This is a genomic window from Aeromonas ichthyocola (assembly GCF_046087985.1).
GTDB lineage: Bacteria > Pseudomonadota > Gammaproteobacteria > Enterobacterales > Aeromonadaceae > Aeromonas > Aeromonas rivipollensis.
This window is the reverse complement of sequence record NZ_JBJSWH010000002.1, coordinates 861,176-873,631: the sequence shown is the minus strand read 5'-3', so window position 1 is coordinate 873,631 and position 12,456 is coordinate 861,176. Positions and strand designations below refer to the sequence as shown.

At 62.3% G+C, this 12,456-nt stretch carries 11 protein-coding genes and 1 riboswitch; of the genes, 5 read left to right on the top strand and 6 right to left on the bottom strand.

Annotation, left to right across the window (positions count from 1 at the left end; genetic code table 11):
• The first annotated feature begins 129 nt into the window (after positions 1 to 129).
• From ACF2JD_RS08720 to ACF2JD_RS08705, 4 genes are all read left to right on the top strand, one after another.
• Positions 130 to 579 carry a pullulanase gene (locus ACF2JD_RS08720; RefSeq protein ID WP_440987201.1) on the top strand — a complete coding sequence of 150 codons (450 nt, stop codon included), beginning with the start codon at positions 130 to 132 and terminating at the stop codon, positions 577 to 579.
• Positions 580 to 785: 206 nt separating this feature from the next.
• Positions 786 to 2,933, top strand: coding sequence for an adenosylcobalamin-dependent ribonucleoside-diphosphate reductase (locus ACF2JD_RS08715; protein ID WP_408794522.1), 2,148 nt, complete (start codon positions 786 to 788; stop codon positions 2,931 to 2,933).
• A gap of 9 nt (positions 2,934 to 2,942) precedes the next feature.
• Positions 2,943 to 3,626 carry a TSCPD domain-containing protein gene (locus tag ACF2JD_RS08710; RefSeq protein ID WP_171276804.1) on the top strand — a complete coding sequence of 228 codons (684 nt, stop codon included), beginning with the start codon at positions 2,943 to 2,945 and terminating at the stop codon, positions 3,624 to 3,626.
• Between the two features lie 218 nt (positions 3,627 to 3,844).
• Positions 3,845 to 5,215: a PhoH family protein gene (locus ACF2JD_RS08705; RefSeq protein WP_106885887.1), complete on the top strand. Its 1,371-nt coding sequence runs from the start codon at positions 3,845 to 3,847 to the stop codon at positions 5,213 to 5,215.
• Positions 5,216 to 5,284: 69 nt separating this feature from the next.
• Here ACF2JD_RS08705 and thiQ read toward each other — a convergent pair whose 3' ends face one another.
• The 3 genes from thiQ to thiB all read right to left on the bottom strand — a co-directional run bounded on the left by thiQ (position 5,285) and on the right by thiB (position 8,643).
• Entirely contained in the window at positions 5,285 to 5,989 is a 705-nt protein-coding gene (thiQ, locus tag ACF2JD_RS08700; protein WP_234677914.1) for a thiamine ABC transporter ATP-binding protein, read from the bottom strand.
• 69 nt (positions 5,990 to 6,058) lie between these two features.
• On the bottom strand, positions 6,059 to 7,687 hold the full coding sequence (gene thiP / locus ACF2JD_RS08695) for a thiamine/thiamine pyrophosphate ABC transporter permease (protein ID WP_440987200.1): 1,629 nt from the start codon (positions 7,685 to 7,687) through the stop codon (positions 6,059 to 6,061).
• Positions 7,663 to 8,643, bottom strand: coding sequence for a thiamine ABC transporter substrate binding subunit (gene thiB / locus ACF2JD_RS08690; RefSeq protein WP_440987199.1), 981 nt, complete (start codon positions 8,641 to 8,643; stop codon positions 7,663 to 7,665). The genes thiP and thiB overlap by 25 nt, the downstream gene beginning before the upstream one ends.
• 100 nt (positions 8,644 to 8,743) lie before the next feature.
• A riboswitch (TPP riboswitch) is annotated at positions 8,744 to 8,834 on the bottom strand.
• 91 nt (positions 8,835 to 8,925) lie between these two features.
• Here thiB and ACF2JD_RS08685 point away from each other — a divergent pair.
• Positions 8,926 to 9,216: a PilZ domain-containing protein gene (locus tag ACF2JD_RS08685; protein ID WP_111912247.1), complete on the top strand. Its 291-nt coding sequence runs from the start codon at positions 8,926 to 8,928 to the stop codon at positions 9,214 to 9,216.
• A 104-nt stretch (positions 9,217 to 9,320) separates the two neighbouring features.
• On the opposite strand, the gene ACF2JD_RS08680 is transcribed toward ACF2JD_RS08685, so the two are convergent.
• From ACF2JD_RS08680 to leuC, 3 genes are all read right to left on the bottom strand, one after another.
• Positions 9,321 to 10,250, bottom strand: a complete 930-nt coding sequence (locus tag ACF2JD_RS08680; RefSeq protein ID WP_440987198.1) for a transglutaminase domain-containing protein — start codon at positions 10,248 to 10,250, stop codon at positions 9,321 to 9,323.
• A 165-nt stretch (positions 10,251 to 10,415) separates the two neighbouring features.
• Entirely contained in the window at positions 10,416 to 11,015 is a 600-nt protein-coding gene (leuD, locus tag ACF2JD_RS08675) for a 3-isopropylmalate dehydratase small subunit (RefSeq protein ID WP_408848938.1), read from the bottom strand.
• A gap of 16 nt (positions 11,016 to 11,031) precedes the next feature.
• A complete protein-coding gene (leuC, locus tag ACF2JD_RS08670) occupies positions 11,032 to 12,429 on the bottom strand; it encodes a 3-isopropylmalate dehydratase large subunit (RefSeq protein WP_234568407.1) in 1,398 nt (465 codons plus the stop codon).
• Positions 12,430 to 12,456 lie beyond the last annotated feature (27 nt).

The window sequence follows — 12,456 nt, the reverse complement described above, 5'->3', positions numbered from 1 at the left end:
CCCAAAAAACCGGCCCCTTTTCTGCACAGAATGTGATGACTCTACCTTTCTTGTGATGCCCGCTCTGCTTTAATTCGTCTGCCCAGGTTCTATGGGCCAAGGAATCACAATAATTTAAGGAATAGACCCATGTTCAAAAGAACAGTAACGATGATGCTGGCGGCGGGAACCCTGGTATTAGGCGGTTGCGCATCCAATGGCGGTGCAGAGCAGGCGGCAGACAACAGCGACTTCGATGGCAAATCCATCTACCTGCGCGGGGAGATGAACGACTGGATGGCGACCGATGAGAGCAAGGTGGTCAAGGTGGCCGACAAGCTCTACATGGCCAAGGGCACCCTCAAGAAAGAGTGGGCTCCCTACAAGTTCAAGTTCGCCGATACCGGCTGGAGCTGTGGCACCAACTTCGGCTACAAGAGCCCGAGTGACGGTGTCGTCGTGCTGGGCGGAGAACCTGTGCCGGTCAACCCCTGCTCCAAGTATGAGGACATGAAATTCTCGCCGGATGAAGACGGCGTCTACGAGTTCTATCTGAATATGGCGGGTGAGACGCCGAGCGTGTACGTCAAAAAAACCTGAGATCCCCTCTCCCGTTAAATTCATCGGGAAATGAACCGGTTAAATGCCCTGGCCCAAATATCTGCTGGCCGGGGCATTTTTTAGGATAGAATCTGCGCCCCGTGAGAGAGATACTATATATAGTGTTATCTGATTGATATGAAACCTATTGGTTGTGTTTTTGACTCTGTCATGACGTTGTTGTATTCACATAAGGTGGCTTGAAAATGGCTAAATCCAACCCTGTGCTGGAGAGTGGAACCGGCTCTGCCCTCATCCCCATGCAGGAAACCTCCCTCGAGATCTGGGACAGCAAGTATCGCCTCAAGAGCAAGGATGGGGCGCCTATCGACGGCACCATAGACGAGACTTATCAGCGGGTCGCCCGTGCGCTGGCGGCGCAGGAGAGCGAGCCTGATGCCTGGTATGAGCCCTTCCTGTGGGCGCTGCGCAATGGAGCCATTCCGGCGGGCCGCATCACGTCCAATGCTGGGGCCTTCGAGCACAAACCGGCCACCTCGACCATCAACTGCACTGTCTCCGGTACCATCGAAGATTCGATGGATGACATTCTCGGCAAGGTGCACGAGGCCGGTTTGACCCTGAAAGCGGGCTGCGGCATCGGCTATGACTTCTCGACCCTGCGTCCGCGCGGCGCCTTCGTCTCCGGTGCCGGGGCCTATACCTCGGGCCCGCTCTCCTTCATGGATATCTACGACAAGATGTGTTTCACCGTCTCGTCGGCGGGCGGTCGCCGTGGCGCCCAGATGGGCACCATGGATATCCGGCATCCCGACGTGATCGAGTTCATCCAGGCCAAGCGGGAAGATGGTCGCCTGCGCCAGTTCAACCTCTCTCTGCTGATCACCGAAGAGTTCGTCAAGGCGGTGAAGGAAGATGCTCCCTGGCGACTCATCTTCCCCTACACCGCCAAAGAGGTGGAGCAGGATGGCATTGCGCTGGACGATCCCGAGCAGGTGCTCTGGGCCGACTGGCCGAACAAGGAAGGGGTGGTGATCAACGCGCTGGGCCAGGTGGCCTGCAAGGTCTACAAGACCCTGCCCGCGCGCAAGCTGTGGAACGTCATCATGACCTCCACCTATGACTATGCAGAGCCCGGCTTCATCCTGATCGACAAGGTCAACCAGATGAACAACAACTGGTTCTGCGAGGAGATCCGCGCCACCAACCCCTGTGGCGAGCAGCCCTTGCCCCCCTATGGCGCCTGTCTGCTCGGCTCGGTCAATCTGACCAAGTTTGTGCGCGACCCTTTTACTGAAAAAGCGGCTTTCGATTGGCAGGCATTTCGCAAGGTGGTGGCCATCTTCACTCGCATGCTCGACAACGTGGTGGAGATCAACCAGTTGCCATTACCCAGGCAGCGCGAGGAGATCACCGCCAAGCGCCGTCACGGCATGGGCTTCCTCGGTCTGGGCTCGACCCTCACCATGCTGCAGATAAAATATGGCTCTGCGGCTTCTGTCGCCTTCACCGAGCAGGTCTCCCAGGAGCTGGCCATGACAGGTTGGCAGGAGTCCTTGCGTCTGGCCAAGGAGAAGGGCCCGGCCCCCATCATGGAGCAGGAGTTCGAGGTAACCGGCAAGATGCTGCGGCTTCGTCCGGAAATGGCGGCCGATGGCATCAAGCTGGGTGACAAGGTGAAGGGCAAGGTGTTGCACGCGCGCTACAGCCGCTACATGCAACAGGTGGCCGAGGTGGATCCCGCCCTGGTGGCCGCGCTGGCCGAAACCGGTGGTCGTTTCACCCACCACAGCAGCATAGCGCCGACCGGCACCATATCTCTGTCGCTGGCCAACAACGCCAGCAACGGCATAGAGCCGAGCTTCGCCCATCACTACAGCCGCAACGTCATCAAGGCGGGCAAGAAGAGCAAGGAGAGCGTGGATGTCTACTCCTTCGAGCTGCTGGCATACCGGGAGCTCATCAACGCCGCTGCCATGCCTTACACCGAAGATGATGCCTGCCGTCTGCCGGATTACTTCATCACAGCCGATGACATCAGTCCCGCCCAGCACGTGGACATCCAGGCGGCGGCCCAGCGCTGGATAGATTCGTCCATCTCCAAGACGGCCAACGTACCGACCGACTTCCCGTTCGAGCAGTTCAAGGACATCTACATGTATGCCTCGGACTCCGGGCTCAAGGGCTGCACCACCTTCCGCTTCAACCCCGAGGCCTTCCAGGGGGTACTGGTGAAGGAGAAGGATCTGGAGAACACTCAGTACGAGTTCACTCTGGAGGATGGCTCCGTCATCACGGTGAAGGGGAACGAAGAGATCGAATACGATGGCGAGCTGCACACCGCCGCCAACCTCTATGACGCCTTGAAAGAAGGCTATTACGGCAAATTCTGAGAACAGATTATGGTCAAGAAGATCGACAGGAAAATCGTCGCCTACAAGGTGAAAACCCGGGATGAGCCGCAAGAAGCGCCGGCCCCCGAGGATGACGTGGTGCACATGCACGAGACTGTGCTGCGTCCGGAACGGCTGATGGGCACCACCTACAAGCTGAAGACGCCGGAGCATGTCTCCGAGCACTCGCTGTTCATCACCATCAACGACATCATTCTCAACGAGGGCACAGTCCACGAGACGCGCCGTCCGTTCGAGATCTTCATCAACTCCAAGAGCCTGGAACACTACCAGTGGATAGTGGCGCTGACCCGCATCATCTCCGCGGTGTTTCGCAAGGGCGGGGATGTCACCTTCCTGGTGGAGGAGCTGAGATCCGTGTTCGATCCCAAAGGCGGTTACTGGAACAAGGGCAAGTATGTGCCGTCGCTCATCGCCGAAATTGGCAACGTGATCGAGACCCATCTCACCGAGATAGGCATGCTCAAGGCCACCGGGCTGGATGAGCACCAGCAGGCGTTTCTGGCCGAGAAGCAGGCACAGATGCAGGCCGAACAGGAGGCTGACGCCCAGCAGTCAGGAAGCGGCTTCCCGGCCAGTGCGGCGCTCTGCTACAAGTGCCACACCAAGGCGCTGGTGCAGAAGGATGGCTGCATGACCTGCCTCAACTGCGGCGATTCCAAGTGCGGCTGACGGGCGCTGCTGACAGACAGAAGTGAAAAACGACCGGCCAGAGTGCCGGTCTTTTCATTGCTGCTTTTATGTTCGAACGAGACTGCCTTGCAAGCGATTTGTTGCGCAGCGGTAAAATCGGGCGTAGCGTTGGGGGTAATAAAACTGTCACGGCCGTGTGGTTTCAATGACATCTGAGATTCACACACGTGGCACCTTCAGTGCCAAGGAGGATGCTTATGGACAACACGGACCGAAAGCTGTTTATCCTGGATACCAACGTTCTGCTTCACGAACCCCTCGCCATTTACTCCTTCAAAGAGCACGACGTGCTCATCCCCATGACGGTGCTCGAAGAGCTCGACAACATCAAGGATCGCCAGAAAGACGTCAGCCGTGATGCCAGGGTCGCCATCCGCGCGCTGGAAGATGTGTTTCGCGACGCCAACCCCGAACAGATAGTGCAGGGGGTGGCGCTGGCGGGTGAGGCGAGCGGTCATATCTCCATCTTCAGCGATCACCATCTTCCTCAGGATGCCGAGGTGTTCACCGACAAGGAGGCGGACAACCGCATCATCAACGCGGCCCTCTACCTGCAAAAGCACGAGATGAAACGCCAGGTGGTGCTGGTGACCAAGGACATCAACATGCGCCTCAAGGCCAAGGGGGCGGGCCTTGCCCATGTGGAGGATTATCGCAGCGACCAGCTGATCGACGACATCCGGCTGCTGGCCAAGGGCTTCCAGGTAGTGCCTGGCAGCTTCTGGGAACGGGTGGGCGAGTGCGACAGCGAGACCCATGGTCGCGACACAGTCCACGTGATCGACTCGAACCTGCTGGAGGGGGTGCACGTCAACCAGTACCTGCTGGACGAGGAGAACTTCTTCGCAGCCAGGGTGCTGAGCCACGACGGTAACAAGATCCGCCTGAAAGATCTGGGCCGCGAGCGACTGATGTCACGCAAGGCCTGGGGGGTGCATCCCAAGAACATCTATCAGGGCATGGCCCTGGATGCCCTGCTGGATCCGCACATCGATCTGGTGATCCTGACCGGCCCGGCGGGCTGCGGCAAGACCTTGCTGGCCATGGCGGCGGCCCTGGAGCTGGTGATCGAGAAGGGGATCTACGAGAAGGTCATAGTCACCCGCAACACCCCGGAAATTGCCGAGAGCATCGGCTTCCTGCCCGGCACCGAGGAGGAGAAGATGATGCCCTGGCTGGCGGCGGTGACCGACACCCTGGAGGTGCTGCACAAGCAGGACGAGAACATGAGCGGGTCCCTGAGCTACATCATGGAGAAGGCCAACATCCAGTTCAAATCCGTCAACTTCATGCGCGGGCGCAGCATCCAGAACACCTTCGTGCTGCTGGACGAGTGCCAGAACCTGACCGCCTCCCAGATCAAGACCATCATCACCCGCTGCGGCGAGGGGACCAAGATCGTCTGCTCCGGCAACCTGGCCCAGATCGACTCCAACTACCTGAGCCCGGTGACCTCGGGTCTGACTTACATAGTCGAGCGTTTCAAGGACTTCGACGGCAGTGCCAACATCTTCCTGAACGGTGTGGTGCGCAGCCGACTGGCTTCGTTCGCCGAGGAAAATCTCTGATTTAACGCAATCTCTGCATGAGAAAGGGGAAGCCAGCAGGCTTCCCCTTTTTTGATCCCGTTACCGTCATTACCCTTGTGTACGGCCAAGGTAGCGCAGCAGCCCGGGGTGCTCGCTGTCTTGCAGTATGTCGGGTCTGCCCTGCAGGGCGATGCGGCCCTCGTCGACGAAGAGCACCTGATCGGCGATGAGCTGGGCATCCTCAGGGTTGTGGGACACCATGAGCACTGTGATCCCCTGCTCGCAGGCGAGGCGGGCCACTTCCGCCAGCATCTCCCGGCGCAGGGCGGGATCCAGGGCCGAGAAGGGCTCATCCAGCAGCAGCAGGGGCTTGCCCCGCACCAGAGCGCGGGCCAGCCCCACCCGCTGTTGCTGGCCACCGGAGAGCTGCTCCGGCAGGCGGCTCAGCATGTCGCCAAGACCGACCCGCTTTGCGCCCTGTTTCACCTGCTCGCGCTGGGCCGGGCTCAGGCGCAGGCCCGGGTGCAGGCCGATGGCGATGTTGTCGAACACCGAGAGGTGCAGGAAGAGGTTGTGATCCTGAAACAGGGTGGTCACCGGCCGCTCGGCGGGGCCGAGCGGCAGCAGATCGACGCCATCGAAACTGAGACGGCCGGACTCCACCGGCACGAAGCCGGCGATCATCCCGAGCAGGGTGGACTTGCCGGCGCCGCTTGGCCCTATCAAGGCGGTGATCTCCCCCCTGGGCAGGGTGGCGCTGAAGCTGACGCGCCAATCCGGGTAGCTGGTGACCAGCTCATCGATGTTCAGCATTTTTTCCTCTCAAAGAGTCCGTTCGACCAGCCAGAACAGCCGCAGAAACGGTAGCGCAGGGTTTGTACCTCAATGCTCGCCATTTTTTCCTCCAAGACCTCGCTCAACCAGCCAGAACAGGGAGAAACAGAGCGTGAGCAGCAGCAGGGCGGTGGCCGCCGCGTCGGTCAGCCGGTAGCTGCCGAGCTGTTGATAGAGCAGCCAGGGCAGGGTGGTGAGGGCCTGGCTGCCAAACATGGCGATGGCGCCGAGATCCCCGAGGGACAATATCATGGAGAGCGCCATGGCCAGCGCCAGCGGGCGGCGCAGCAGGGGCCACTCCACCAGCCGCAGGCGATGCAGACCGCGCACCCCCAGGCTGTCCGCCAGCCGGTCGTATTGACGCACCACCAGCTGCATGGGGGCGCTGAGGGTGCGCAGCACATAGGGCAGCGCCATCAGGGCGTTGACCAGTACCACCAGCCAGGGGCCCAGGGCAAAGACGTCGGCAAAGGGCATGAACATGATGAAGAGCCCTGTACTCAGCACCACAGCCGGGATCATCAGGATCATGGAGCCGCTGGCCTCCCACAGGGCGGCGGCCCGCCGCTTGCGCCCGCGCACCCTCAGGTGGCGGCTGGTGAGCAGCAGACCGGCGCCGAGCAGGGTCGCCAGCGATCCGGCAGCCAGGGCGATGGCCAGGGATTGACCGCCCGCCTGCCACAGTCCGGGGGATGCCAGCGCCGTCAGCAGGCCGGGGTTGAAACCGGCCACGACTATGGCCAGCAGGGGCGGCAGGAAGATGGCGAGCCCGGTGCAGAGCGCCACGGCATCCACCAGGGCTGTCCCCGGCTGATGGCGATCCGGCCGCAGGCAGGGGCGGCGGCTGGTGAGGCGGCTTGCAGGGGGGGTCTGCAGCCTGTGTTGCAGCAGGAGCAGGGCGACGGTCAGCAGCAGCTGTACCAGCGCCAGGCCGCCCGCGGTGGCGAGATCGAAATCAAAGCGCAGTGCCTGATAGACGGCGACTTCCAGGGTGGTGGACTTGGGGCCGCCGCCCAGCGCCAGCACTGTGGTGAAGCTGGTGAAGCAGAGCATGAAGATGAGGCTGGCGAGCCCCGGCAGTATGCCGCGGATGAGCGGCCACTCCAGCAGCAGGAAGATGTGGGATGAGCGCATGCCGAGCTGGCTGGCGAGGCGCCAGGAGGTCTCAGGGACGCTCTCTATGCTCTGCAGCATGAGGCGCGCCGCCAGCGGCATGTTGAAGAACACATGGGCCAGCAGTATGCCGAACAGGCCGTAGAGGTAGTTGCCAGGATCCAGCCCCAGGCCGCGCAGCAGCTGTGGCAACCAGCCCTGGCGGCCGTGCACCGCGACCATGCCGAAGATGGCGATGATGACGGGCAGCACCAGGGAGAGGCCGAACAATTTCAGCAGCAAGGCCCTGCCAGGGAAGCGGCGCCGCGCCAGGGCACGGGCCACCGGAATGGCAAGCCCCAGGCTCAGCAGGGTGGAGAGCAGGGCCTGCCCCAGGCTGAAGCCCAGCACATGGCGCAGATAGGGATCGGCCAGCAGGGTGCGGGGAGACAAGGTGCCCGCCTGCCACAGCAGGGCCGCGAGCGGCCCTAGGGACAACAGCAAGATCAGCAGGGTGGCCGCACTGCCCGGCAGCCACCAGAGGGGACGAGAGCCTGCGTTCACTGGGTGACGGCTTGCAGCCATTCGCGGATCCAGTTCTTGCGATTGGCGGCCACTTCATCGGCGCTGAAGGCGAGCGGCTTGGCGACCGTGATCATCTGCTCGAAGCCCTTGGGCAGCGGCTGGTCGATCACCGGGTACATCCAGTTGCCGGCGGGGATCTCCTGCTGGAAGGCAGGGCTTATCATGAACTGCAGGAACTGGTCCGCCAGCTTGTCCTGGACAGCGCCTTTCAGCTTGGCGGCCACTTCCACCTGACGGTAATGCCCCTCTGCGAAGGCGGCCGCCTGATACTGGGGCTTGTTCTCGGCGATCAGATGATAGGCGGGGGAGGTGGTATAGGAGAGCACCATGTCCGCCTCGCCATCGAGGAACATGCCATAGGCCTCGGACCAGCCCTTGGTGACGGTGACCGTCTTCTTGGCCAGCTGTGCCCAGGCGGCGGGGGCCTGGTCGCCGTAGACGGACTTCATCCACAGCATCAGCCCCTGGCCCGGGGTGGAGGTGCGGGGATCCTGATAGATCACCTTGAGATCGGGCCGTTCCACCAGCTCTTTCAGGCTCTTGGGGGGCTGCTTGAGTTTGTCCTTGTCGTAGACGAAGGCGAAGTAGCCGTAGTCATAGGGGACGAAGGTGTCATCCTGCCAGCCACCCGGCACCTTGAGGGCGTCTAGCCTGGTGTGATGGGGGGCAAACAGGCCGCTCTGCTTGGCCTCGCTGACCAGGGCATCGTCCAGCCCCAGCACCAGGTCTGCCTTGCTGTGCTGGCCTTCCAGCCGCAGCCGGTTGAGGATGGCGACGCCGTCTTCCAGGGCAACCAGGTTGAGGGTACAGCCGCACTCCTTCTCGAAGGCCTGCTTGATCTTGGGACCCGGGCCCCATTCGGCTGCAAACGAATCGTAGGTGTAGACGGTGAGGGTGTCGGCGGCAAATGCCTGGGCAGAGAGCAGGCCGGTCGCGAGCAGCAGCAGGGTCTTCATCAATGGCACTCCTGTGGGTACTGAGGTGCCATGGGCAGCGGTCTGCTCATCAATGGCACGTCTCCTGTGGTGAGGGCCAGCGGATGAGGGCACAAAAAACGCGCGCCATGCCTCAAATTCCTCCGCCAGCATTATCTGGATCAGGTTCACGGGTATAATCTCAGCGGTAAACCGCACCCCGTTTGAGCAACGAACCGCATTGTATTGGCCTTCTTTGGGGGAGGCCAGCACTATGTTTCACGGGTCGCGCCGTGCGAGCCACCACCAAGGAGGATGCCCCCAGTGATCACCAGCACCAAGGAAAGACGTGCCTTCCAGCGCATGGTCATCAACGCCCCCGTCACCCTGTTCCAGCGCCAGCAGGTGCTTGAGGGAGTCTGCCGGGATCTCAGCGCCAATGGCATGGGGGTTGAGGTGAATGAGCATGGCTTCGATCTGGCTCACCCCATCAGGGTGAGCCTGGCCACCAGCAGCAACCTGCTGCCCCCCTTCGAAGCCCAGGCCCGCATAGTGCGGGTGCTGGAGGAGGAGGGCGGGCTCTTGCTGGCGCTGGAGTTCCTGCCGCTGACCTGAGCCCGCACACTACCCTGTTCCATCGACCAGCCACCGGCTGGTCGATGCATTTTCGGCCCGGGCCAGCCTTGTCTTCCCGCCCGGGCTGCAGCCCTGGGGGCAGCTCAGTTGCTGGCCAGCACGGGTTGGACGCTCAACTGCTTGCTGTCGACCAGCGTCTTGCTGGTGGGGGCGAGCTGGCCCATGGGCAGCTGGGCGGGGCCGGTCGGTTCCAGCAGCAGATAGCTTTCCCCTTGCCAGCTCAGGGTCGCCTGACCCGGACCGGCCGGCAGTGCCACCCCCAGCAGGGCATGGCCCGGCACGAATACCATGGCCTGCTTCAGCTCGGGAAAGCGCTGGGCCAGCAGGGCCGCCATCAGGGTGACCTTGCTGTCACAATCCCCCCGGTTCTGCTCCAGCACCTGGCGGGGGCTCAGAAAGCCCTTGCCCGAGCGCCCCGACTGGCTGTCGAGCAGCTGATAGGGGATGGCCTGGATGAAGTCGAGCATGTGCGCCACCGTCTTCTGGCGCGCCTCCGTCTCTGTGGCTCCCTCCTGCTTGAGCTGCTCGGCCAGGGGTGCCAGTTCGGCGCGGCTCTCCAGGGCGATGCGCACATGATCCTGCTTGATGGCGGGGGCGCCGTCGGGCGGGGTGAAGGGCTGGAAGTAGTGCTGCTTGAGCCACTCTGCCTCCAGCCTGGCCTGCTCCGGCTTGACCCAGAGGGAGGCTTCCCTGGCCTTGTCGGCGTTGCGGCTCTTGAGGCTGAGGGCGAGGCTGGGGCGGGAGAGGGAGAATTGCACCTCGGGGAACTCAAGGGCAGCCTGCTGCAGCAAGGTCTGCAGCACCTCCTCCTGCATCCTGGCCGGGCGATAGGCGATGAGCGGCGGCAGCTTGCCCGCCTCCAGCCGGTAGCTGAGTTGCTGGGGTTGGCCCTCCCTGTCCTGCCAGCCGACGTTGAGCTGACCGCCGTTGCTGTTGAAGTAGGTCTGCCCGGCACTGGCCGGGAGGGCGAGCAGCATGCCAAGCAGCAGGGAGAGGGTGCGGGTCGTCTTCATCATCCTTTCCTGTCGGTGAGCCCACTGTGCCTGGGCGGGACTGAGAATAAAACAGGGAGCCTGGGCTCCCTGTGGATTCTACTCGTTTTCTTGCCGCTGGCGCGTCACATCCAGCTTGGCTGCCTTGGGTTGTCTCGAAGACGCCGATGCTGGTTTTGAGTGTACTTAGATCCAGCTCGGCTGTTTCGCCTCAAAGGCGCTGATGGCGGCCTCGTGCTGCAGGGTCAGGCCTATGGCATCCAGCCCGTTGAGCAGGCAGTAGCGACGGAATTCGTCGATCTCGAAACCGAAAGTGAGCACACCGGCGCGCACCTGGTTCGCCTCCAGATCCACTTCGATCTGGGTGCCCGGATGGGCCGCGACCAGCTGGAACAGGGCTTCGACCTCTTCTTCTTTCAGGCGTACCGGCACCATGCCGTTGTTGATGGCGTTGCCGTAGAAGATGTCGGCAAAGCTCGGGGCAATGATGGTCTTGAAGCCGTAATCCGCCAGCGCCCAGGGGGCGTGCTCGCGGCTCGAGCCACAGCCGAAGTTCTCCCGGGCCAGCAAGATGCTGGCGCCGGCGAATTGGGGCTGGTTGAGCACGAACTCGGGGTTGGGCTGCTCCCCTGCATCGTCCAGGAAGCGCCAGTCGTGGAACAGGTGCTTGCCAAAGCCGATGCGGTTCACCTTCTGCAGGAACTGCTTGGGAATGATGGCGTCGGTGTCGACGTTGGCACTGTCGAGGGGGACGACGATCCCCTTGTGTTGCTTGAAGCCTGTCATCTTGTTCTCCTCGTAATTACAGCGCACGAATATCGGCAAAGCGACCGGTGACGGCGGCGGCGGCGGCCATGGCCGGGCTTACCAGATGGGTGCGGCCGGCACGGCCCTGGCGCCCTTCGAAGTTGCGGTTGCTGGTGGAGGCGCAGCGCTCCCCCGGTTGCAGCCGGTCGTTGTTCATGGCCAGACACATGGAGCAGCCGGGCAGGCGCCACTCAAAGCCCGCCTCGAGGAAGATCTTGTCCAGCCCCTCGGCCTCGGCCTGGGCTTTCACCTGCTCGGAACCCGGCACCACCAGGGCTTGCACCCCGGCGGCGACCTTGCGGCCACGAGCGATGGCGGCGGCGGCACGCAGATCCTCGATGCGGCTGTTGGTGCACGACCCGATGAACACCTTGTCGATGGCGACATCACAGAGCTTCTGGCCCGGCTGCAAGTCCATGTAGGCGAGCGCCTTGCGGGCGGACTGCTGCTCCATCAGATCGCTGAAGGATTCCGGTGCCGGAATGGGTTCATTGACGGCGATCACCTGGCCCGGGTTGGTGCCCCAGGTCACCTGAGGCGCGATATCGGCGGCGTTGAGCACCACCTCGGCATCGAAGGTGGCATCGGCATCGCTCTTGAGGGTCTGCCAGTAGGCGATGGCCTGCGCCAGTGACTCGCCTGTGGGGGCGAATACCTTGCCCTGGATGTAGTCGATGGTGGTCTGATCCGGGGCTATCATGCCCGCCTTGGCGCCGAGTTCGATGGCCATGTTGCACACCGTCATGCGCCCTTCCATGGAGAGACCCCTGATGGCATCGCCAGCGAACTCCACCACGTAACCTGTACCGCCGGCAGCACCGACCTTGCCTATGATGGCCAGCACTACGTCCTTGGCGCTGATGCCCTCGGCCAGCTTGCCGTTGACCGAGATGCGCATGGTCTTGGCCCGGCCCTGCTTCAGGGTCTGGGTCGCCATCACGTGTTCCACTTCCGAGGTGCCAATGCCAAACGCCAGCGAGCCGAAGGCGCCGTGGGTGGCGGTGTGGGAGTCGCCGCAGACTATGGTTGTGCCGGGCAATGTGATGCCGAGCTCAGGCCCCATCACGTGGACTATGCCCTGGTATTTGTGGTTCAGGTCATAGAGCCGGACCCCGAACTCCTTGCAGTTGGCTGCTAGGGTTTCCATCTGAATTCGGGCCATCTCGCCGGAGGCGGCGATGTCCTTGGTGGTGGTGGAGACGTTGTGATCCATGGTGGCCCAGGTCAGATCCGGGCGGCGCAGCGGGCGCTTCATGGCGCGCAGGCCGTCGAACGCCTGCGGGCTGGTCACTTCATGCACCAGATGGCGGTCGATGTAGATGAGGGGGGTTTCCCCTTCCACTTCCCGGACCACGTGGGCGTCAAACACTTTCTGATAGAGGGTCTTGGACATTGCTCTGTATTCCTTGTTATGTGCTGC